22 protein-coding genes are annotated in these 21,370 nt (G+C 28.6%); 4 read left to right on the forward strand and 18 right to left on the reverse strand.

The window, feature by feature from the left end; genetic code table 11:
- Positions 1–31: 31 nt before the first annotated feature.
- The 8 genes from coaBC to H0I30_RS02845 all read right to left on the reverse strand — a co-directional run bounded on the left by coaBC (position 32) and on the right by H0I30_RS02845 (position 6,242).
- Entirely contained in the window at positions 32–1,240 is a 1,209-nt protein-coding gene (coaBC, locus tag H0I30_RS02810) for a bifunctional phosphopantothenoylcysteine decarboxylase/phosphopantothenate--cysteine ligase CoaBC (RefSeq protein ID WP_218772798.1), read from the reverse strand.
- A gap of 1 nt (position 1,241) precedes the next feature.
- Positions 1,242–1,562, reverse strand: coding sequence for a DNA-directed RNA polymerase subunit omega (locus tag H0I30_RS02815; protein WP_218772799.1), 321 nt, complete (start codon positions 1,560–1,562; stop codon positions 1,242–1,244).
- Positions 1,563–1,565: 3 nt separating this feature from the next.
- Positions 1,566–2,387, reverse strand: coding sequence for an outer membrane protein assembly factor BamD (locus tag H0I30_RS02820; RefSeq protein ID WP_218772800.1), 822 nt, complete (start codon positions 2,385–2,387; stop codon positions 1,566–1,568).
- Between the two features lie 121 nt (positions 2,388–2,508).
- Positions 2,509–3,024, reverse strand: coding sequence for a ferritin (locus H0I30_RS02825; protein WP_218772801.1), 516 nt, complete (start codon positions 3,022–3,024; stop codon positions 2,509–2,511).
- A 134-nt stretch (positions 3,025–3,158) separates the two neighbouring features.
- Complete coding sequence (gene dapA, locus H0I30_RS02830; protein ID WP_218772802.1) at positions 3,159–4,034, reverse strand: 4-hydroxy-tetrahydrodipicolinate synthase; 876 nt, start codon at positions 4,032–4,034, stop codon at positions 3,159–3,161.
- The gene (locus tag H0I30_RS02835) at positions 4,034–4,546 is read right to left on the reverse strand and encodes a hypothetical protein (protein ID WP_218772803.1); all 513 of its coding nucleotides are present in this window, start codon (positions 4,544–4,546) and stop codon (positions 4,034–4,036) included. The genes dapA and H0I30_RS02835 overlap by 1 nt, the downstream gene beginning before the upstream one ends.
- A gap of 28 nt (positions 4,547–4,574) precedes the next feature.
- The gene (locus tag H0I30_RS02840) at positions 4,575–5,648 is read right to left on the reverse strand and encodes an esterase-like activity of phytase family protein (protein WP_218772804.1); all 1,074 of its coding nucleotides are present in this window, start codon (positions 5,646–5,648) and stop codon (positions 4,575–4,577) included.
- A 12-nt stretch (positions 5,649–5,660) separates the two neighbouring features.
- On the reverse strand, positions 5,661–6,242 hold the full coding sequence (locus H0I30_RS02845; RefSeq protein WP_218772805.1) for a lysoplasmalogenase: 582 nt from the start codon (positions 6,240–6,242) through the stop codon (positions 5,661–5,663).
- Positions 6,243–6,635: 393 nt separating this feature from the next.
- Between H0I30_RS02845 and H0I30_RS02850 the strand changes: the two genes are divergently transcribed.
- Positions 6,636–7,007 carry a DoxX family protein gene (locus tag H0I30_RS02850; RefSeq protein WP_218772806.1) on the forward strand — a complete coding sequence of 124 codons (372 nt, stop codon included), beginning with the start codon at positions 6,636–6,638 and terminating at the stop codon, positions 7,005–7,007.
- A 65-nt stretch (positions 7,008–7,072) separates the two neighbouring features.
- On the opposite strand, the gene H0I30_RS02855 is transcribed toward H0I30_RS02850, so the two are convergent.
- The 7 genes from H0I30_RS02855 to H0I30_RS02885 all read right to left on the reverse strand — a co-directional run bounded on the left by H0I30_RS02855 (position 7,073) and on the right by H0I30_RS02885 (position 14,954).
- Positions 7,073–7,639: a lysoplasmalogenase family protein gene (locus H0I30_RS02855; protein ID WP_370624109.1), complete on the reverse strand. Its 567-nt coding sequence runs from the start codon at positions 7,637–7,639 to the stop codon at positions 7,073–7,075.
- A 114-nt stretch (positions 7,640–7,753) separates the two neighbouring features.
- Positions 7,754–8,404: a lysoplasmalogenase gene (locus H0I30_RS02860; RefSeq protein WP_218772808.1), complete on the reverse strand. Its 651-nt coding sequence runs from the start codon at positions 8,402–8,404 to the stop codon at positions 7,754–7,756.
- A 46-nt stretch (positions 8,405–8,450) separates the two neighbouring features.
- On the reverse strand, positions 8,451–10,448 hold the full coding sequence (gene ligA, locus H0I30_RS02865) for an NAD-dependent DNA ligase LigA (RefSeq protein ID WP_218772809.1): 1,998 nt from the start codon (positions 10,446–10,448) through the stop codon (positions 8,451–8,453).
- 24 nt (positions 10,449–10,472) lie between these two features.
- On the reverse strand, positions 10,473–11,036 hold the full coding sequence (locus tag H0I30_RS02870; protein WP_218772810.1) for a hypothetical protein: 564 nt from the start codon (positions 11,034–11,036) through the stop codon (positions 10,473–10,475).
- A gap of 489 nt (positions 11,037–11,525) precedes the next feature.
- Positions 11,526–11,900, reverse strand: a complete 375-nt coding sequence (locus H0I30_RS02875) for a hypothetical protein (protein ID WP_218772811.1) — start codon at positions 11,898–11,900, stop codon at positions 11,526–11,528.
- A gap of 95 nt (positions 11,901–11,995) precedes the next feature.
- The gene (locus tag H0I30_RS02880; protein WP_218772812.1) at positions 11,996–13,438 is read right to left on the reverse strand and encodes a glyceraldehyde-3-phosphate dehydrogenase; all 1,443 of its coding nucleotides are present in this window, start codon (positions 13,436–13,438) and stop codon (positions 11,996–11,998) included.
- Positions 13,439–13,574: 136 nt separating this feature from the next.
- A complete protein-coding gene (locus tag H0I30_RS02885) occupies positions 13,575–14,954 on the reverse strand; it encodes a trypsin-like peptidase domain-containing protein (protein ID WP_218772813.1) in 1,380 nt (459 codons plus the stop codon).
- A gap of 133 nt (positions 14,955–15,087) precedes the next feature.
- Between H0I30_RS02885 and dapF the strand changes: the two genes are divergently transcribed.
- The 3 genes from dapF to mltG are packed head-to-tail and all read left to right on the forward strand — an operon-like array spanning position 15,088 to position 17,403.
- Complete coding sequence (dapF, locus tag H0I30_RS02890) at positions 15,088–15,858, forward strand: diaminopimelate epimerase (RefSeq protein WP_218772814.1); 771 nt, start codon at positions 15,088–15,090, stop codon at positions 15,856–15,858.
- The gene (locus H0I30_RS02895) at positions 15,858–16,382 is read left to right on the forward strand and encodes a GNAT family N-acetyltransferase (protein WP_218772815.1); all 525 of its coding nucleotides are present in this window, start codon (positions 15,858–15,860) and stop codon (positions 16,380–16,382) included. The genes dapF and H0I30_RS02895 overlap by 1 nt, the downstream gene beginning before the upstream one ends.
- On the forward strand, positions 16,375–17,403 hold the full coding sequence (gene mltG, locus H0I30_RS02900) for an endolytic transglycosylase MltG (protein ID WP_218772816.1): 1,029 nt from the start codon (positions 16,375–16,377) through the stop codon (positions 17,401–17,403). Before H0I30_RS02895 ends, mltG begins: the two co-directional genes overlap by 8 nt.
- A gap of 9 nt (positions 17,404–17,412) precedes the next feature.
- Here the strand turns inward: mltG and H0I30_RS02905 are convergent, their stop codons facing one another.
- From H0I30_RS02905 to H0I30_RS02915, 3 genes are all read right to left on the reverse strand, one after another.
- A complete protein-coding gene (locus tag H0I30_RS02905; RefSeq protein WP_218772817.1) occupies positions 17,413–20,079 on the reverse strand; it encodes a carboxypeptidase-like regulatory domain-containing protein in 2,667 nt (888 codons plus the stop codon).
- On the reverse strand, positions 20,067–20,804 hold the full coding sequence (locus tag H0I30_RS02910; RefSeq protein ID WP_218772818.1) for a GLPGLI family protein: 738 nt from the start codon (positions 20,802–20,804) through the stop codon (positions 20,067–20,069). The genes H0I30_RS02905 and H0I30_RS02910 overlap by 13 nt, the downstream gene beginning before the upstream one ends.
- Positions 20,805–20,870: 66 nt before the next feature.
- Positions 20,871–21,161, reverse strand: a complete 291-nt coding sequence (locus tag H0I30_RS02915) for a hypothetical protein (protein ID WP_218772819.1) — start codon at positions 21,159–21,161, stop codon at positions 20,871–20,873.
- Positions 21,162–21,370: the final 209 nt, after the last annotated feature.

Raw genomic sequence — 21,370 nt, forward strand, 5'->3', positions numbered from 1 at the left:
TTCAATAATACTCGAGAAGACGATCGTTATTTTAACTAACTTTGCTTATAATCTCGTTTATAATATCTACCGCTACTGCTTTTTTAGATTTTAACTCGAATGATTTCTCATTAAATTCTGCATCAATAACTGTAATTTTATTTGTATCAGTTGCAAAACCTGCCCCTTTATCTTGCAGTGAATTTAAGATAATTAAATCTAAATTCTTTTTTACTATTTTGCCTTTAGCATTTTCTACTTCATTTTCTGTTTCTAAAGCAAAACCTACTAATAACTGATTCTTTTTAGTTTCGCCTAAAGATTTTAAAATGTCTTTTGTAGGTTCTAACTCTATTACTAACGATGAATCTTTCTTTTTTATTTTCTGTGTAGCCACATTTTTTGGTCGATAATCTGCTACAGCTGCCGATAAAATAGCAATATCTGCTTCACCGTAATATTTATGACAAGCATTATACATTTCTTCTGCAGATTTTACATCAACTCTATGAATAAAAGAATGATTTACTTTTTGATGTGATGGCCCTGAAATTAAAAAAACTTCGGCTCCTAAATTAGCAGCTGCTTTTGCTATTTCAAATCCCATTTTACCTGAAGAATGATTTCCTATAAAACGAACAGGATCAATTGCCTCATAAGTTGGACCTGCAGTGAGTAATATTTTTTTTCCTCGAAGTGGTAATTTAGAAACAATATCTTTTTCTATAAAAGAAACAATATCTTCTGGCTCTGCCATACGACCTTCTCCAACCAATCCGCTTGCTAATTCACCTGAAGTAGCTGGAATTAATATATTTCCAAAGTCTTGTAAACTATCTAGACTCTTTTTAGTTGATGGGTGTTGATACATATCTAAATCCATTGCTGGTGCAAAATAAACTGGACATTTTGCTGATAAATATGTTGCTAACAATAAGTTATCACAAGTACCGTTTGTCATTTTAGACAAGGTATTTGCGGTGGCAGGAGCAACAATCATAATATCTGCCCAAAGACCTAAATCAACATGATTGTTCCATAACTCGTTTTCATCTTCTTTTTCGTAAAAAGTAGAATGAACCGGGTTTTTAGATAATGTGGAAAGTGTAAGTGGAGTAATAAAATCTTTAGACGCAGGAGTCATTACTACCGTAACTTCTGCGCCAGATTTTATAAATAAACGAACTAAGTTCGCTGTTTTGTACGCGGCAATACCAGCGGTAACACCAAGTAATACTTTTTTACCGCTTAATACAGACATATTATTCTACGTCTGGAGTTCTGTGATATACTTTACCGTTTAGCCATTCGTCTAATGCTATAGCATGAGGCTTTGGCAAACGCTCGTAAAATTTAGAAACTTCAATTTGTTCTTTGTTTTCAAACACTTCTTCTAAGCTATCGTTATAAGTAGCAAACTCATCTAACTTATCAACTAATTCTTTCTTTAAATCAGAATTAATTTGATTCGCTCTTTTTGCTATGATAGAAATAGCTTCGTAAATGTTTTCTGTTGGAGCTTCGATAGCTTCTTTGTTATAAGTAATAGTACTTAATGCCGCTTTCGTTTCTTTATAATCCATTTTTTAACTTTTAACTAATTGTTCTTGTTCCTTGTTTAATGTTGCTAACATTTCATTTGAATCTCCCATAAATTTAGATTTAGGGAAGCTTCTCTTTAACTTATCATACGCTTTTATAGCAGCTTTAATTCTTTCAGCTTTTCTACGTTGCGTACTTTTTAACACAAAATCATGTGCTGCTTTTAAACGAAAATATAATGCCTCTTCTTTATATTTAGTTCCTAAATAGTCTGATAATAAGTTATCGAAAGCAACAATTGCTGCTCTATAATTTCTAGAATCATAAGCAGCTGTTTTGTAATATGTTTTTGCAATTTCAAATGCTTTTTTCTCTAATTTATTACGCAACTCAGCATAATACTTATTTGCTTCGTCTAATTTATCAGAATCTGGATACCTATCAATAAATCCTTGAAAAGATTCTAAGGCTTTATTTGTATCTGTTGGATCTAAACTAAAACTTGGCGCTGCTTTATAATAGCTTAATGCTGATAAAAAAGCTGCTTCTTCTCTTTTAGAACTTTTAGGATAATTTCTTGTAAATCTATTAAAGTAATATCCTGCTATACTATAGTTTTTCTCATTAAAATTAGATTGAGAAACCATAAATTGTATACGTTCCATTTGTGGTTTACCACGAAATGAAGGTGTTACTTTCTCGAACAAACGTAAGGCTTTACTGTACTTTTGTGTTTCGTACATTTTTACGGCCATTTTGTATTGCTCCTCAACACTTCCCTTATTTAAGGTTTTGTGATATGAACTACAAGATTGTAACATTATTAGTGCTACAACTAAATACGCTAAATTTTTAATTTTTTGCATTTGGCAAAATTAGTGATTAATTATGGATTATTAAAACGTTTTTTAACTCTAAGTAGAGTATTGCAATAAACCATAAAATCTGTTATAATAACAGGTATAAATACCTAAATGTTTGTTAATCTTATTCAGCAGTGTTAGCAGCACCTTGCGCCACTATTTGCTTTATATCATTATCAAATAAATATAAACCTCCTTTATCATCGCCAATTAAATTAATTTTATCTAAAATATTTCTTGCCAAGGCTTCTTCTTCTATTTGTTCAGATACATACCATTGCAAGAAGTTATGTGTTGCATAATCTCTTTCTTGTAACGTAATATGCACCAAATCATTAATAGATTCTGAAACCATTACTTCGTGATCAAATAAGGTTTGAAACATATCTTTAAAAGAACCAAATTCTGCTGGTGGCGCTGCTAAGTCAGAAACTCGTGCATGCCCGCCTCTTTCATTTACAAACTTTACCATCTTTAACATGTGCATACGCTCTTCGTCTGAATGTGCATACATAAATTGAGAAACTCCTTCAAAACCTTGAGTTTCTGCCCAACATGCCATTGATAAATATATTTGTGATGACTCTGCTTCTACTTTTATTTGCTTATTTAAAGCAGCTTCTATTGACTTTGATAACATATTTTTACTTTTTTGAAATTATATTTCTTACCAGAACTTAATTTAGATAAGAAAACTATTAAACAAAGATGCTAAAAAAAGACTACAATTAAAACACTGTAGCCTCTTATAAATGATATTTTTGTTTAGACAAATTATAGATTGTCTATAAAATCAGATATTTTTGTTTGTAATTCTTCCGTTGCTTTTACTAATGGTAAACGAACCTCATCTAAACAAATTCCTTGTTTCATTAATACTGATTTAATTCCTGCAGGGTTATTCTCTTCGAAGATATAGTTTACAATATCCATTAATTGATAATGAATTTTGTATGCTTTTTTATTTTCTCCTACCAAACCTAACTGAATCATCTTTGAAAACTCTTTTGGCAATCCTTGTCCTATAACAGATATTACTCCTGCTCCACCAGCTAAAACAACTCCTAAAGCTAAATCATCATCACCCGAAATAATTAAAAAATCTTCTGGTTTATCTTTTAATAATTCTAAATATTGTTGCTGACTTCCTGCTGCTTCTTTAACACCTATTATATTTTTAAAATCATTTGCTAATCTTAAAATAGTAGCCGGTTCCATATTTTTAGCAGTTCTACCAGGCACATTATATAAAATAATTGGCTTAGTGCTTACTGCAGAAATAGCTTTAAAATGCTGATAAAAACCTTCTTGTGTTGGTTTACTGTAATATGGCGCTACCGATAAAATAGCATCGATATTAGATAAATCTAAAGAATTTAATTCGTCTATAACTGTTTGTGTGTTATTACTACCAACACCTAAAACTAAAGGTAACACACCGTTGTTTTCACTTACAATTACTTTAATTATCTCTTCTTTTTCTTTTACTGTAATAGTTCCACTTTCTGCCGTGGTTCCATTAATAACTAAGTAATTTGTACCGTTATCGATATTAAATTTCACTAACTTTTTAAGTGCGTTAAAATCTACACTTAAATCTTCGTTAAAAGGGGTTACTAAAGCGACTCCTGTACCAACAAATTTTTGCATTATATTTTATTTAATATTGTTAAATATTTTTTTAATTCCTGATTTAAAACAGCCTCATTTAATCCTTTATCAGAAATAACAAGATCATACAACCTATCATCAATTCCTGCAAAACCTGTTTTTAGAGATGCTTTAGATAACAAAGTTATTATATTGGTATATAAATTTGGCGTTTTTACGTAGTTAATAAGTAAATCATAATCGTTTTTAACGAAGTTTTTTAAATTGTCTGATTTTAAACTCGCTTTATAGCCAAAATCATTATCTGTAAAAAATTTAGAAGATGTTTCTTGTTTCTTTGAATATTCTCTAAAAATTAATACAACAATATTCTCTTTCTTAAATGGTAATTTATTTATCAAATTAGCCACCATTACATTTTCTAAAGATTCATTATCTAGTAAAATTACCACCTTACTTACTTTGTTGGCATTATAAATCTTTGTTGTATTTTTTACAATACTATTATCGTAAATTTTCTGAATAGATTTTTGTTTAAGTTTACTTATCATCTTTAATAATTACTACTGCTAAAGTACATTATTTCTCTTCAATTTCTAGTAATAAAAACTGATTGAGTTGCTTGCCATATATTTGAAAATTATCATCCGATACCAAAATTAAAGATCGGTTTCCGTTTGATAGTACCGGACCAAAAGTAATTCCTTCAATATTATCAATAATTTTATCTGTTAATACTTCTTTAATATCTGTAAAATCGAATAATAATTCTTTTTTAAGAGTAATATACTTTTCTTCTTTTAAAGATTGAAGTGTTAATGTATTTGTTGTTTTTTCGTTAATGGTTGCTTTAAAAATCCTAACCGTATTACCAAAAGACCCATAACCACTTTGATAAATTCTTTCTACAACGAAAAAACTATTTTCGGTATATTCTAAAATAGCTGTTACACCATTTAGGTTCACCTTTCCTTTTGCTGGTTTGTCTATTTTTTCTAATTGATAAGTAAATTGCTTTGTTGCTGATGTTGTTTTCTTATCAAAATAAGTAATTCTTATGGGCGATTGTGTTTCGTAAAATGTTGACTCCTCTCCGTCTGCTTCAAGTGGGGCTTCCATAGCTACCCAAAAACCTTTTTTATCGTAACTTTTCGAAGAACCTTCAAAAGTTCCGTTGTGCTTTGGTTTTGCTTTAGAACCAGCATAGAAATATGCCGGAATTTTAGCACTTTCTATAAACTTACCTAAACTATCTATCTTAAAAACACTAGGATTTTTACCCTTATTTATTGACCCTTCGCTTACCAAATTAATTTGATGGTTTTCAACGAAAACAGATTCTATATCTAATATGTTATTTTTATAAAACTGACTTGTAGTGTCTATTTGAATTACATTCTTAAAATCTACTGATTTTATTGAATCGTTTTTCACAAATATGTTCCCTATTAAAACTCTAGGATTCTTAGCATCATCAACAACCATGTAATATTGGTTATTATTAAAGTCAATTCCTGAAATACCGCCTATTATTGTATTTTTAAACCTCAATGAGTCTTTAACTACAAATTCATTTAAAAATTTTAACGACACTCTTTCTGGCTTACATGCTGCACTACAAAATACAACAAGTAAAATTATTATTTTTCTCATTTTTATAAAATATCACTTTATAGCCTCTACATATTTATCTTTTAATATAATTGCTCTTACTATTAAATATTGAGCTGTTATATATAACAGGATTACAAAAAAGTCAAGTATTTTACTGTACTCATTATAAATATTTAAAACAATAAAACCATCTGAAATTACAAAAAAAGTTGCACTTAATAGCAAAAGAAAATTGGCTTTTGTTTTTTGTTTTTGATAATTTATAAAAGCAACTGATCCGAAGATTGATATTACTAATCCGAACTCTACTACCGGAACCAACATATCTTTTAAATTATCATAAACAACATACATTATAGCTAGAAAATATAATATATATGGTATTAACGAAAATACTATTCTTGTAAAGGATATATTCTTTATCAAATCTATTGTCAGTTTTATATACAGCACATGTGTAACTAAAAAACATGCAATACCAAATACAAAATATTTTTTTTGATCTAATAAAAGAACATCACCTAAAAATGCAAAAAACAAACCTGCCACTAACCATAAATTAACTTTTCTAGTAGAAAGAAAGTATATAGCTATAAGTGAAAGCATCAACAATGGCTTAAATATAATTTCCATTGTTTTATTTTGAGTTATCACAGCAAATATATCTGTAACTGAAACAATAAAAAACAATATCAACAATACTAACAGTATCCTTTTTCTTATCATGTTTTATAGAATTTTATAAAAAAACAACTCTAAATTTCACTTTTTATCAATAACAGTATACATTGATTTTCTTTAAAAAGACGGCAAAAATAAGAAGTTTTTTCTTGTTAATACACTTTTTATAGCTCCTATATTCAATTTAATTAACTCCCTATGATATAGTCTCTCTAGAATATTATTATTAATTTTTACTACAAATCAAACTCAAATACTAAGGGTATAATAACTTCAAAAAAAAGAGTTTTTATATAAATGTAAGGCGTTAAAATACTGACCGTCTATAACATAAACTTAATATAAATGAAAAAATATTTTCCTTTTTTATTAAAACTACTTATTAGTATTATTATGATACAAACATTGTTTTTTAAGTTTACCGGTGCACAAGAGAGTATTGAGTTATTTACCAAGTTAGCTGGTAAAAATGAAGCTTTTATGAGAATAATAACTGGCATATTAGAGTTTGTCGCCGTTGTATTACTATTTACACCTAAACACTTATGGTTAGGTGCTGTATTAACAATAGGTTTAATGAGCGGAGCAATTACTGCTCATTTAACAAAGCTAGGTATTGAACATAATAATGATGGCGGGATTTTATTTATAAGCGCTACAGTAACTCTTTTTTCTGCAATTATACTAATATTTGTAAACAGAAAAAAAATCCTTTAATAAGGGATTTCTCATAACTTATACATACTCAAACCTTAAAAAAGAAGACATCTAATTTTTAACAATTATTGTTTTATTGCTTTTTTATTTTTATTAGTAAATCCTGTATAAATAACATAATAAGAAAACCAATACAGCAACTCCGCTAAAAACAAATAATATGAATTTTTTTCATCGAGTAAATCAATTGCATACACCGAATCTGAAGCAATACTCATAAAAAAACCTAAAAGAAGTAAAAAATTAGCTTTGTTCATTTTGTATAAAAAATTAGCAAAAGCTAATGCGCCTAAAGAAAACGCTGTAAAACCATAAACAAGAACTACTATATAACCTATATCTCTTTCTGCCTCTCCATAAATCATTAAAAATAGTAGTATAAAAAAAGCTAAAAACAACAAGATATACAAAGGCACTAAACCTCTTTCTTTAGGTTTTATATAACTTATTATTAGCTTTATAAATAGCAAGTGCTCTATAAAGAATAAAACTACTGCTAACAAGTAAAACTCTTTAAAAGTGCTAAAAACACTTCCTAATATCGTTAAAACAAAAGCTATTACTACTAAAATATCTTTCTTTTTAACTTTTAACACATAGAGAGAACCTAGAAAAATTACTGGTAACGATATTAAAAATGGCTATAAAATATCTATCCCCATAAAAACTACATATAAATATATTGCGGAAACAACAAAAAAAAATGTTCTTAATATAAGCTCAATAACTCTGGGAGACATTTACATCTATTTTAAAATTAACGCTTTACATATAAAATATTGAGATACAATATACAAAACAACTATTAAAAAATCTAAGAAATACATTGGACTGTAAAAGTTATTTAAAGCAATTAAACTATCGGATACTATAAACAAGATAGCACCTAGCCATAACCATAAATTTGCTAATGATTTTTCTTGTTGATAATTTAACAAAGCACAAGTACCAAAACCTGAAATTGCAATTCCGTATACAATTACAGGAACTAACATTTCTCCTAAATTATCTTTTATTAAATACAATACTCCCAAAAACAACAGCACAAAAATCACCGCTGCTTTTAATATTTTAACAATAGATTTTTTTGCTAAAAATTTAGAAATCATTTTTACGTACAAAACATGTGCTATTAAAAAAGAAGCCAATCCGAATACAAAATAATTTGTTTTATCTAATAAAAATACATCACCCCAAAATGAAAAAAACAATGCTGAAACCAACCAGAAATTAGGTTTCTTAACAGATAGTAAATAAACTATTACCAAGGTTGTCATTAGTAAAGGTTTAAAAATCATTTCTAAACTTTTATCCCGAATTATCACCGCATACACATCTATAATAACTACTAATAAAAAAATAATGGATGCAATCGTTATTTTAATCTGTTTTGTCATATTACAATATGAGTTTGAGTAAATTTATGTTTTTAAAAATATTTTCTTAATTAATCATATTGATAAAATCTTGCTCAGAAATAATAGAAACACCTAAACCTTCTGCTTTCGCTAATTTACTTGGTCCCATATTATCTCCAGCAACAATAAAACTTGTTTTTTTAGAGATTGATGAACTTACTTTTCCGCCGTTATCTTCAATAGCTTTTTTAAGTTGATTTCTACTCATTTGATGAAAAACACCAGAAACCACAAATACTTTTTCAGCAAGTTTATCTGTCTGACCTTCTAAACTTTCTGCAGAAACCTCTAACTGAACTCCGTGAGTTTTTAACCTATTAATTAATTGAATATTTTCTAAATTGTTTGAAAAATCGATAATACTTTGGGCTATTCTACTTCCTATTTCATCTACAGAAATTAGCGTTTCTAAATCGGCCGCTAATAAATTATCTATCGTCTTAAAATGCTTTGCTAGTTTTTTTGCTACAGTTTCTCCCACAAAGCGAATTCCTAAAGCAAACAGTACTTTTTCAAACGGAATTTCTTTTGACTTCTCAATTCCTGCTATCATATTTCTAGCAGACTTTTCAGCCATTCTCTCTAACGGAATTACCTGATCAACTGTTAAATCATATAAATCAGCATAACTCTTAATCAATCCTTCTTTACGCAATAAATCGACCGTTTCTCCTCCTAAACCATCTATATCCATGGCTTTTCTACTGATGTAATGTTGAATTCTTCCTGTAATTTGTGGTGCACACCCAAACTCATTCGGACAGTAATGTTTTGCGTCACCTTCATTTCTTATAAGTTCGGTATTACATTCTGGGCAATTGGTTGCATATTTTGTAGATTCAGAATCATCAGGTCTTTTTGATACATCTACTGCTATAATTTTCGGAATAATATCACCTCCTTTTTCTACAAAAACAGTATCATTTATTCGAATATCTAATTTTTCAATCTGATCAGCATTATGTAACGAAGCTCTTTTCACTACAGTTCCTGCTAATTGCACAGGTTTTAAATTTGCTACTGGCGTTATAGCTCCTGTTCGGCCTACCTGATACGTTATTTCTTCTAAAACTGTTGATACCTGTTCTGCTTTAAACTTATAAGCTATTGCCCAGCGCGGTGCTTTTGCCGTATACCCAAGTTCTTCTTGTTGTTGTAAATTATTAACTTTAATTACAACTCCGTCTGTTTCATATGGCAAATCATGTCTTTTAACATCCCAGTTATTTACAAAATCAAAAACAGCATCGATAGTTTTTGCTAGTGTAATTGTTTCTGGCACTTTAAAACCTACTTTTCGAGCATTCTCTAAATTCTCATAATGTGTTTTATATTTACGTTCTTCTGTAACTACTTGATACAAAAAACAATCTAATGGGCGTTTTGCAACCTCAGCACTGTCTTGCAATTTTAAACTTCCACTTGCTGTATTTCTAGGGTTTTTATATTCTTCTTCTCCATTTACAACTCTTGCTTCATTCATTTTACGGAATCCTTCAAGAGGTAAGATGATTTCTCCACGCATCTGAAAATCAGCAAGAAAATCACCATTAAGTGTTAACGGGATTGATTTTATAGTACGAATATTAGTGGTTACATCATCTCCCTGAAAACCATCTCCTCGTGTTACCGCTTTTACAAACTGACCTTTTTCATAGGTTAAATTTATAGATGCGCCATCGTATTTAAGCTCGCATGTATATTCAATATCATCAGAGCCTAACATTTTTTGAATGCGCTTTTCCCAGTCTTGTAAATCTTCTTTAGAATAAGAATTATCTAAAGAATACATTCTGTTTTTATGAGTAATAGTTTCGAAATTTTTAGTAATTTCTCCTCCTACTCTCTGCGTTGGCGAATTTGAATTAAAAAACTGTGGATAATCTAACTCTAACTTTTCCAACTCTTTCAGTTTTATATCGAAATCATAATCTGAAATAGTTGCATTATCTAACACATAATAATTATAATTGTGCAGATTTAGTTCATCGCGAAGCGATTGTATTTGTTGTTGAATTGTCATTAAAATAGTAGGACTAACAATATATTATTTTTTTACTGTACCTGTTAAAAACTGAATTCCTTTTGATATTGGATTCCCAGAAGAACGACGAAAAGAAACTATTTGACCAACGTGCCAAGTTGCATCCGATATTGGTCCGTTTAAAGTATTCCAAAACGGGAATTCTTTTTCTCCAAATATAATTTTATATTGTGATACATCTTTGCTTACTCTTAAAATATCACTTGCATCTTTTAAATTTTCTAACGTATTTTTACGTTTCTCTGTAAATGTCATTTCAGGTTGTTTTTCTCCATTCGGTTTCTTTAACATCGCATTTAAAGTAACCTGAGATAAGCCTAAAATATGATCTATTGTTTCTATTGAACTTCTTGATTCTTTATTTGGCTTAAAATCCAAATCTTTAACTGTTAATCCTTCTGTTGCCCAATAATAACGAAAACCTAATCCGTCTATGATTCTACTAGCAACTGCTCCTGCAGTATATTCCGTTGCTGCTTCCGGAATCTCGTAATATGGTAATCTTGTTTGCGCATTAGTTGTTGCAATCATTAATATTATTAAAATAGAAGGAAAAAATAATTTCATGTCTTTAATTTTAAAGCTAATTTAAGAAAAAGTTTTGGGTATTAATCGTCAATAACAAAAGTTGTGTAGTTGTTTAAAATAGAAACCACTAATACATATACAAGTAGTAATATGTGCAATTGATTTTTAACTCAATCACTAAAAAAACACAAACAAAAAAGCATCACCTAAAATAAGTGATGCTTTTTTAAAATTTTCAATATTGATTAATCCCCCAATTTATCAATATAATTTCCCCTGTGTATTATGCCGCAAATATGCAACGAAAAAACACTTTACAAAAACACTTTTGTATAAATGGTATGATTTTATGTATAAATGGTTTTTTCTTCAGTATAAAAACCAACCTAGTTTACCCTCAATAAAAAAGTTAATAAATTTAATTATTTATAATTAAATGACATAATATAAAAAATATACTAATTTTTCAACGCAAAAAAGACTAAAGCAAATACTTTAGTCTTTTTTAAATATATGATGTTGTATCTATTATTTTCTTAATTTCATTGTGTAAACGATATCACCTTCTGTAGCAGAGAATAAAAGCTCTTTATTATTTAATTGTTTAATTTTTAAACCATCAACCAAACTTTCATCTCCTTCAAACTTAATAGATTTGGTAACTTCTTCAAACTTCCAATTACCATTTTTCTCATCGTTATTCATTACAACTTGGTACTTACCATCTTTGTAAAAAACCATCCAACTGTTATCATCTGAATAATTTTGAATTTCATCACCGATTTGTACTGACTCAACCTGCCATTTACCTGACGTTAAAAAATCTAGTTCATTAATTTCTTGCGAAAAAGATGTTGTTACGACACTTAGCAACAACAAAAGCATAGGGAATACTTTTCTCATAATTTGGGGAGTTAGGGGTTATAATCCTCAAATATAACAAAATAGGTCAAAACAAAAAATGTTTTGACCTATTTTTACTAATTTATTATATTATGCTAATAATATGTATAACGTCTAACTTTAGCGATATGCTTTGCTAAACGCATTACTTGATGAGAATACCCGTACTCATTATCATACCAAACATATATTACAATTGTATTACCATCTGCAATAGTTGCTTTACTATCAAAAATTGAAGGAGCTGTTGTACCAACTATATCTGATGATACTAATTCATTATTTAATGAGTATTGAATTTGCTCTACTAAATCACCTTCTAAAGCATATTGCTTCATAATAGCATTTACAGCTTCTACCGTGGTGCTTGAATTTAATTGTAAGTTTAATATTGCTAATGATCCGTTTGGTACTGGAACACGAATAGCACTTGATGTCAATTTACCCTCTAAAGCTGGCAATGCTTTTGCTACTGCTTTACCTGCTCCCGTTTCTGTAATTACCATATTTAAAGCTGCTGCTCTACCTCTACGGTACTTACTATGCATGTTATCTACTAAGTTCTGATCGTTAGTATAGGCATGAATGGTTTCTAAATGACCTTTTTTAATTCCGAAGTTATCTTCTAATACTTTTAATACTGGTGTAATAGCATTGGTTGTACATGAGGCTGCAGAGAAAATATCTACATTATCAGGGTTGTTTTCTGAATGATTTACTCCGTGTACGATATTAGGAATTCCTTTTCCTGGCGCAGTTAATAATACTTTACTTGCTCCTTTTGGTACTAAATGACGACTTAATGCTTCTTTATCCTTAAAAGCACCTGTGTTGTCTATAATTAATGCATCGTTGATTCCGTATGTAGTATAATCGATATCTTCTGGTTTACCAGCAGAAATCATATACACTGTAGTTCCGTTAATAATTAACGCATTGTTATCTACATCAACCTGAACAGTTCCTAAGAAATCTCCGTGAACTGAATCGATACTTAATAATGATGCTCTTTTTTCTAATACTGCTTCGTTAATTTCACCACGAGTAACAACTGCTCTTAATCTTAATTGAGAACCTTTACCCATTTTACTCATTAACTCACGCGCTAATAAACGACCGATACGTCCAAAACCATATAACACAACATCTTTAGGCTGAATATTTTCTGCCTGTGTAGCGTCTTTTAATTGATTTTGTACAAAAGCTAATTTATCAGCATTGTCATCATCTTGTAAATGATATTCGTATGCTAATTTACCGATATCTAATTTTGATGCTGGTAAATCGATAGATTGTATTGCTTTTGCTATTTCTAAAGCATCGTTTATAGAAATTGGTTTTGCTACGAATTCTCTAGCATAATCTATTAAATTTAAAACCTCACTAGCTCTTTTATCTACTAACGGATTTCTAAATAAAACTAATTCTATCGATTTATCGTACCATAAATCATTAACGATATTAATAAACTCAACCGTAGCTCGTCTTACTTGCGCCTGACTTACTACTTCATTTTCGTAATTTGTTATTGTTGACATAGTTGTGTGTTAACTAAATTTTTAAAAATTTGCTGTAAAAATAAGTATTTCAAACGGTTTCATAAATAGTTTCACCAAAGAAAAATGTCGTTAAAAAATAATTTTCAACGACATTTGTACCTTTTATTAAAATATTTTAAAATCTAAAATATTCTTTTTTACCTTCAGGACTCATTAATTCTAGTATCATTTGTTGATTACCAGTATAAGCATCTAAAGCAGTAACAGCTTCAGAAGCACTCGTTATTTCTTTTCCGTTTATTTTAGTTAAAATATAACCAGCTCCTACTTTATAATACTGAAACCCTTTGTTTTTAGTTGCCGTAATTTTTGCACCTTGCTTTATATTATACTTTCTTTTTTCTTTTGATGTTAAATCTTTTAATTGCACTCCGAAAGAAAATGAGGTAAATGTACTTTTTTTACCCAATTTAACAGTTTTCATTAAATCTTCGCCATCTCTAGTAACCGTTAGGTTTACATATTCCCCAGGTCTTTTTGCGGTTAATTGCCCCTTCAAATCAGAAAACTTAGTTATTTTAATATTGTTTACTTTGGTTATAATATCCCCCTCTAATAAACCTGCTTTTATTGCTTCACTATTACTTTCTATTTCACCAATTTTAACACCTTCAATATCTTTTATTGAATTATCAACGCTAATACCAATTATTGCCTCTTGTACAGATCCGAATTCTAACAAATCATCTACTACTTTTTTAGCAATGTTAGATGGCACCGCAAAAGAATACCCAATAAAAGAACCTGTTTTAGATGATATCGCTGTGTTTATTCCTATTAATTCTCCTCTAGTATTTACTAAAGCTCCACCACTATTACCAGGATTTACGGCTGCATCTGTTTGAATAAAAGCTTCAATATTTCTATTCCCATCTAAATCACGTCCTTTTGCACTTACAATACCTGCTGTAACTGTTGATGTTAAATTATAAGGATTTCCTACTGCTAAAACCCATTCTCCTATTTTTGCATTATCTGAATTACCAAAAGGTAAATATGGTAAATCCTCGTCAGAATCTACTTTTAACAAAGCAATGTCATTACTTTTATCAGTTCCTACTAAAACAGCTTTTAACTTTTTACGATTGTTTAAGGTAATTTCAATTTCACTAGCCCTATCTATTACGTGATTATTAGTTACAATATATCCGTCAGGAGAAATTATAACACCACTCCCCGTTCCTACTTGCTCATATTTACGTGTACCGCTTCGTCCGAAAAGTTGCGCATACGGATTCTGCTGTGTTCTTACCGCTGTATTTTTAACATGCACTACTGCATGCACTGTTTTATCTGCCGCTTCGGTAAAATCAGTAGGACTTAATTCCGAATTAATGACTGTTGATGGATAGTTTGCTGGTATTGTTTTTAATGGTGATTGTATTTCGCTCACCTGAATTATTTCTTGCGGACTTTCAATAAACATCTTATATCCTGCAAGTGTAATTACGCCTCCTAAAATGGCGATTCCTAATGTTTTAATTGTTTTTTTCATTTGCTTACAAAATTTATCTATTCAAATATAATATTTTAACATTTTCAAAAAAGTTGTTTAACGTTGTTTTAACGGATTTTAACCGCTATTTAACACATTTTAATTCATTAGAAATCTTGTATATTTGCTTCTTATGAATTTAGTTTTTTACAAATACCAAGGAACAGGTAACGACTTTGTTATAGTCGATAACCGCACAAAAATATTTCCAAAAAATAACATTGCTTTTATTAATAAACTATGTAATAGAAATTTTGGAATTGGTGCCGATGGCGTGATTTTAATTGAAAATCACAACACAACCGATTTTAGAATGATTTATTTTAATGCAGATGGAAGCGAAACTATGTGCGGAAATGGCGGAAGATGTGCCGTTGCTTTTGCTAAAAAACTAAACATTATTGATCGTAAAACAACCTTTACTGCTTTTGATGGTGCACATTATGCCGAAATTGATAACGACATTATTTCATTACACATGGTAAACGTAAACGAAATCAACATAAAAAAAGACGCTGTTTATGCATTTACAGGCACACAACATCATGTAGAGATAGTTGAATCCTTAGAGAATTACCCTGTTTTTGAAAACGGAAAAAAAATAAGATACAGTTACGATTCTCCTGGTGCTAACGTTAATTTCACACAACAAATAAACAACAATACTTTTAGGGTTAGAACCTATGAAAAAGGTGTGGAAAATGAAACTTTAGCCTGCGGAACAGGCGTTACTGCAGTTGCTATTGCAATGTACGCTACTAAAAAAACAACTGAAACTTTAATTAAACTACATGTAGAAGGTGGTTTACTTGAAGTTAGTTTTGATGAAGAAAATGGCAAATTCAGCAATATATTTTTAAAAGGACCGGCCGTTTGTGTGTTTAAAGGCGAAATTGAATTGTAATGAATACATTAAAAGGTACACATATAAATTTAAGAGCGCTTGAACCTGAAGATTTAGAATTTTTGTTTCAAATAGAAAACAATGAATCTTTTTGGGAAGTTAGTCATACGCAAGTTCCGTTTTCGAAATTTATTTTAAAACAATATTTAGAAAATGCTCATTTAGATATTTATGAAGCAAAACAATTACGCCTAGTTATTGAAGATAACACTTCGTTAAATGCTATTGGTATGATTGATGTTTTTGATTTTAATCCGCAGCATAAAAGAGCCGGCATCGGAATTTTAATTCACCCTGATTATCAACAAAACGGATTTGCATCTGAAGCTTTACAACTATTAAACAACTATTGTTTTACATACTTACAAATACACCAATTATACGCTAATATTACAAGCGATAATAAAAACAGCATTCATCTTTTTACAAAACACAATTTTAAAGAAATCGGTGTTAAAAAAGATTGGATTTTAAGCAACAATATATATAAAGACGAAATTTTATTTCAATTGATAAATGAATAAGAGAATAATATACATAGCTATTGCCATTATATTTTTAATTGGCGGAATTATTGGTTTTAATTTTTATCAGAAAATATTTGGCAATGCGGTTACTAAAAGCGGCGCTATTTATATAAAATCTGATGATACTTTTGATGGATTAAAAAAACAGCTTTCTAATTATATCGATAAACCTGAAAACTTTATTTGGGTTGCCGAAAAGAAAAAATTCACAAAACCGAAAGGCGGAAAATACATTCTAAAAAAAGGAATGAGTTTAAACGATGTAGTAAACTTATTGAGGAGCGGAAACCAGACTCCGATAAAATTATCTTTTAACAATCAAGATTCATTAGAAAAACTGGCAGGTAGAATTGCAGAACAAATTGAAACTGACTCCATTTCTTTAGTAAAAGTAATGAGAGAGAAAGACTTTTTAGTGAAAAATGGTTTCAATCAAAAAAATGCTTTAGGAATGTATATTCCTAATAGTTATGAATTTTATTGGAACACCTCTGCTGAAAAATTCCGCAGTAAAATGCTTATTGAATACAATCGCTTTTGGAATACAGCAAGATTAGCTAAAGCTAAAAAACTAAACTTATCAAAAAAGGAAGTTATTACCTTGGCTTCTATCGTACAAAAAGAAACTGCGCAAAAAAGCGAACGCCCAATTGTAGCTGGTTTGTATTTAAACAGGTTAAGAGATGGTTGGCCTTTACAGGCAGACCCTACAGTTATATATGCGATTAAACAACTTAAAGGTGATGACTTTATTGTAAAACGTGTACTTAATAACGATCTTAAAATTAAATCGCCTTATAATACGTATCAAAATACAGGTTTACCGCCATCATTAATTGCAATGCCAGATGTATCATCAATAGATGCAGTTTTAAACTACAAAAAACATGGTTACTATTATATGTGTGCAAGTGTAGATAATATTGGTTTTCATGATTTTGCAAGTTCTTTAGCACAACACAACAGAAACGCGGCTAAATACCAAAGATGGATTACACAACGTGGAATAAATAGGTAAGTTTATTCTTTAGAACCTATATTCCAAACCTATTAGTATAGATTTTGGCAGCAGATTGTATTCTGTTGTCGAAGTTCCAATATCGCTTATATTAGAATCTCTGAACTGCTTTACATTAAACAAATTCTTACCAACTAACTCCATTGTTAATTTATTTTTAATTAACGTGTAAGTGCTTTCAAAATCTAAAAAAGTATATCTATTATTTACTTTTAAATTTCCAAAAGAATAGTGTTCTAATTTTATTTTAGAATTAAGACTTTTGTTAAATGCAAAGGATAAATCTAAAAAGCTAACATTATCTACAAAAGAATTATTTTCTATAATTTTTATTTGAATATCTTTCCATTCTGACCCTATATGGTAATTAAAAAAACCTCGAAAACTAGAACGTAATTCAAAACCATAATTATAATTCTTTGTTATTATTTCTCTTAAACTAGAATTATTAATTGTGTTTTTATATTCACTCTTAACATAACCAGTTTTTAGTTTTAAAATTGAATTAATAAACTTAAAATAGTAGTCTGCATTTGCTACAATTCCTATTAACTTTCTATCTTTAATTAAAACTTTATTTACTTGAACGTAATTTTGACTTAAATTAATCTCTGAGGAAAAAAAATCATGATTTACATTATAAAACATTGAAATGTTAGCAAAAAAACGATCACTCCAATTACCTAAATTATAGTTAAACCTTAAGTTAGATGTGCTCAATTGATTTAATTCATTGATTCCTCTTGAAAAAGATCGAAAATCAGTTAGTAAATAATTACTATAAACATCTATTATACTTGTATTTGTTTTATTATAAGAATAATAAGATGAAATTTTATTTCTATCATTTATAGCCCAACTAACCCCTATCTTAGGGTTTATAAAAAAAGGTTTTTGTTCTTTTGTAGTATTTTCATTTTTTAGAAAATTAAGAATTTGATGAAAATTTAATTCTCCCAAAAATTTAATTTTTTTAAGCTTATAAAGATATTTACTCTTAAGATACAAATCATTTACCCTATAAATAGTTTTATTTTGATATCCAACAGGCGTACTTACAACATTAGTATTCTCTAGTAAAGACAAATTAGATGTAAGCTCATCTCCTCTAAACTTATTACCTAATTGTAATTCTAATAAACTCCCATTTTTTTTTCTATTTAATAAATGAGCACTCACACCTGCAAATTGCATATAGTTCGCACTATATTGTTTTACATTGTTAACTTTATCGGTGTTTACAAATAAATCACTAAACAAAAATCTATCTACTTTGTAATTTTGAGGTGTTTCTTCATTTATTAATCTCCCTGTTAATAACAACACCTTTTTGTCATCTAATTTATGAGTATAGGTTATTTTTTGATCAAACAGTTTATTTTTAGATTTTACTCCTTCAATTGTTGTATCACCATTAAACACTAAATTGGAAACGCTATTAAAATCTCCTTGATTATACTTTAGAGAAGATATCAACATTTTATTTTTAGATATATTATAATTTATATCCAGTTTACCAAAAGCGATGTTATTCTTTTTTGTTAGCTTATAATTTTCTTTATTATCAAAACTAATATTATCTAAATCAACAATCTCTAGGCTGTTTTTAGTAAAACCAACAATATCACTATTAAAAAAACCTAAAGCTTTTATCTTTAGTTTATCTGAAGGATTAAAAATTGCATTTAATGATAGTAACTTTGCATTATTAAAATTTGTACGATTTTTATTAAAGCTTAAATTTATATTTGATAATTCTAATAAACTTGTTGCTTTTTGATCATCTCCAATACTACCAGGTTCATCTAATCTATACGGATTTATTAACTCTTGTACATCACCTACCGCATCATATCCTAAATTATTTAAATTGGTAAGAAAATAATACTTATTCTTCTTTCCAAAATTCATTAAATTCCCCTTGAAATGATAAAAATTATTATTACCAATACTTGCTTTAGAATTACCAAACCAAATTCTTTTTGAATTTTTATCTAGTTTTAAATTTAAAGCAACTTTATCACTATCTTCTATACCTTTTAATAAACGATTATTAGAATATTTTTTTAGTATCTCTACTTCTTTTATAGCATAAGAAGGCATGCTTTTAGATAATATCTTGTAACCTTTTTCAAAGAAATCATCACCATCTACCATTAATTTTTCTATCTCCCTATCTCCTACTTTTATAGTTCCTTCACTATCTACAGTAAGCCCGGGAATTTTCTTTAATAAATCCTCTACAGAATATTCACTTCCATCTATAAAAGATGACACATTAAAGAGTATTGTATCTTTTTTAACAATAATTGAACGCTTACTTTTTACAATTACTTCATCTAATGTTATTTTATTATCCTCAAGAACAACCTTTTTTTCAATAACTACTAGCTTATTATCAACAAGTAAATCAATAGTTAATTCTTTATAAGGCAACGAGGAAAATGTTAAAGAATAATGTCCCTTTTTAACTTTATCAAAATAAAAATATCCTTTTTCATTTGAATAACAATAAGACACAATACTTTTAGTGTTTTTATCTTTTAAAATAACAGCAACACTATTAATATTTTCTTTACGGCTATTCTTTATATATCCATGAATTTTAGATTGAGAGAACAAACTATTAGCAAATACCAATAAATAAACTGTAAAAAATAAATTTATTTTTCCCATTCATATACTAATTCAAGGTCATTTCTATCATTTTTAGGTATTGTAACAATTGCATCTTTTGGTAATAAACTCATAAGTTTAGCCCTCATTATTTTCGAATTCTCTTCTTCAATTTTAATAAGTTTTCTTAAGGATACTCTTTTAACTTTTTTGTAAGGAACTTCAATTTTTTTTACACCTGGATATTTAATTTTACTTGCTCTCCATTTAAAAGTATTCGTTACATCTTTTATTTCTAGAATTAAACCTGGTAAACCATTAAATTTCCATGGACCAAAAGAAAAAGGTAATTTTATAGAGTACCATGCTTTATAATCTCTACCTCTAAAATTAACTGTTGCTTTATTACAATTATAGTTAGCTATTTTTTTTGTTTCTGTATAATCTATTTTCCAATTCATTTTTGGAATTTCTTCAACTATTTCATAAATAGTTTTTTTTCTTATATCATAACTAATAAGTGTATTGTTTTTTTTATTGGTTAATCTATAAATATCAATTCTATCTCCACCTATAGTAATCTCATTAGAAGAAGTTATTCTTGCCTTGTTACCTGTATTTAATTTTTCTAAAAAAGTTTTAAATATGGCTTTCTCATTATCACAATTTAATACTGCAATTGTTTCATTATATCTAGAATTATCATAAAAATCATACTCAACAGTAATCTTATTTTGTTGTGAAAACCCTAATAAAGGCATAAGTAATAGTAAAATAAATTTCATTTTTTTCTTATTACATAAAAGGTTTTACATGTTTTTTAATACATGCAAAACCTTTAAAATTAATTATTACTGTAATGCATCTAACAAGTCTGACAATAGCTGCTTACAATCTGCTGCCGTCTCTGTTTTCACAGTAATATTAACTACAGTTTGTCCTGTTTGATTATTCTTAATATGAATACTACAGTCACCACTAACTTCATCATAACTTATAGTAGAAATTGTTTTAACATCTTTTTTTACAAATTTTTCTACTTTAAATGACTCAATATTGTTATCATTCATTTTTTCTAAACCTGTTGCATTCGCTGTAACAAAAGCACCTAAAAATAGTGCTGTTAAAAATACTTTTTTCATAATTTTTAATTTAATAAAATATTTAGTTAATCTATGAAATATTTATAGTCAACCATAGCATATTGACTAAATTGCAATGTTTTTCAAAACTATACATTTAAAAAACTGACACAAAAATATTCCTACTCCTTTTGCGACTAATGGTTAACCCTATTTTAAAATAGGGTTAACCATTAGTCGCAAAAGCTATTTTTATAATAATATCTTTA

This window comes from Tenacibaculum sp. AHE14PA (genome assembly GCF_019278465.1).
Lineage (GTDB): Bacteria > Bacteroidota > Bacteroidia > Flavobacteriales > Flavobacteriaceae > Polaribacter > Polaribacter bernardetii.

Bases quoted from the DNA above. Each gene is read 5' to 3' on its own strand.
- coaBC (WP_218772798.1), bottom strand. From the start codon at position 1,240: ATGTCTGTATTAAGCGGTAAAAAAGTATTACTTGGTGTTACCGCTGGT.
- H0I30_RS02815 (WP_218772799.1), bottom strand. From the start codon at position 1,562: ATGGATTATAAAGAAACGAAAGCGGCATTAAGTACTATTACTTATAAC.
- H0I30_RS02820 (WP_218772800.1), bottom strand. From the start codon at position 2,387: ATGCAAAAAATTAAAAATTTAGCGTATTTAGTTGTAGCACTAATAATG.
- H0I30_RS02825 (WP_218772801.1), bottom strand. From the start codon at position 3,024: ATGTTATCAAAGTCAATAGAAGCTGCTTTAAATAAGCAAATAAAAGTA.
- dapA (WP_218772802.1), bottom strand. From the start codon at position 4,034: ATGCAAAAATTTGTTGGTACAGGAGTCGCTTTAGTAACCCCTTTTAAC.
- H0I30_RS02835 (WP_218772803.1), bottom strand. From the start codon at position 4,546: ATGATAAGTAAACTTAAACAAAAATCTATTCAGAAAATTTACGATAAT.
- H0I30_RS02840 (WP_218772804.1), bottom strand. From the start codon at position 5,648: ATGAGAAAAATAATAATTTTACTTGTTGTATTTTGTAGTGCAGCATGT.
- H0I30_RS02845 (WP_218772805.1), bottom strand. From the start codon at position 6,242: ATGGAAATTATATTTAAGCCATTGTTGATGCTTTCACTTATAGCTATA.
- H0I30_RS02850 (WP_218772806.1), top strand. From the start codon at position 6,636: ATGAAAAAATATTTTCCTTTTTTATTAAAACTACTTATTAGTATTATT.
- H0I30_RS02860 (WP_218772808.1), bottom strand. From the start codon at position 8,404: ATGACAAAACAGATTAAAATAACGATTGCATCCATTATTTTTTTATTA.
- ligA (WP_218772809.1), bottom strand. From the start codon at position 10,448: ATGACAATTCAACAACAAATACAATCGCTTCGCGATGAACTAAATCTG.
- H0I30_RS02870 (WP_218772810.1), bottom strand. From the start codon at position 11,036: ATGAAATTATTTTTTCCTTCTATTTTAATAATATTAATGATTGCAACA.
- H0I30_RS02875 (WP_218772811.1), bottom strand. From the start codon at position 11,900: ATGAGAAAAGTATTCCCTATGCTTTTGTTGTTGCTAAGTGTCGTAACA.
- H0I30_RS02880 (WP_218772812.1), bottom strand. From the start codon at position 13,438: ATGTCAACAATAACAAATTACGAAAATGAAGTAGTAAGTCAGGCGCAA.
- H0I30_RS02885 (WP_218772813.1), bottom strand. From the start codon at position 14,954: ATGAAAAAAACAATTAAAACATTAGGAATCGCCATTTTAGGAGGCGTA.
- dapF (WP_218772814.1), top strand. From the start codon at position 15,088: ATGAATTTAGTTTTTTACAAATACCAAGGAACAGGTAACGACTTTGTT.
- H0I30_RS02895 (WP_218772815.1), top strand. From the start codon at position 15,858: ATGAATACATTAAAAGGTACACATATAAATTTAAGAGCGCTTGAACCT.
- mltG (WP_218772816.1), top strand. From the start codon at position 16,375: ATGAATAAGAGAATAATATACATAGCTATTGCCATTATATTTTTAATT.
- H0I30_RS02905 (WP_218772817.1), bottom strand. From the start codon at position 20,079: ATGGGAAAAATAAATTTATTTTTTACAGTTTATTTATTGGTATTTGCT.
- H0I30_RS02910 (WP_218772818.1), bottom strand. From the start codon at position 20,804: ATGAAATTTATTTTACTATTACTTATGCCTTTATTAGGGTTTTCACAA.
- H0I30_RS02915 (WP_218772819.1), bottom strand. From the start codon at position 21,161: ATGAAAAAAGTATTTTTAACAGCACTATTTTTAGGTGCTTTTGTTACA.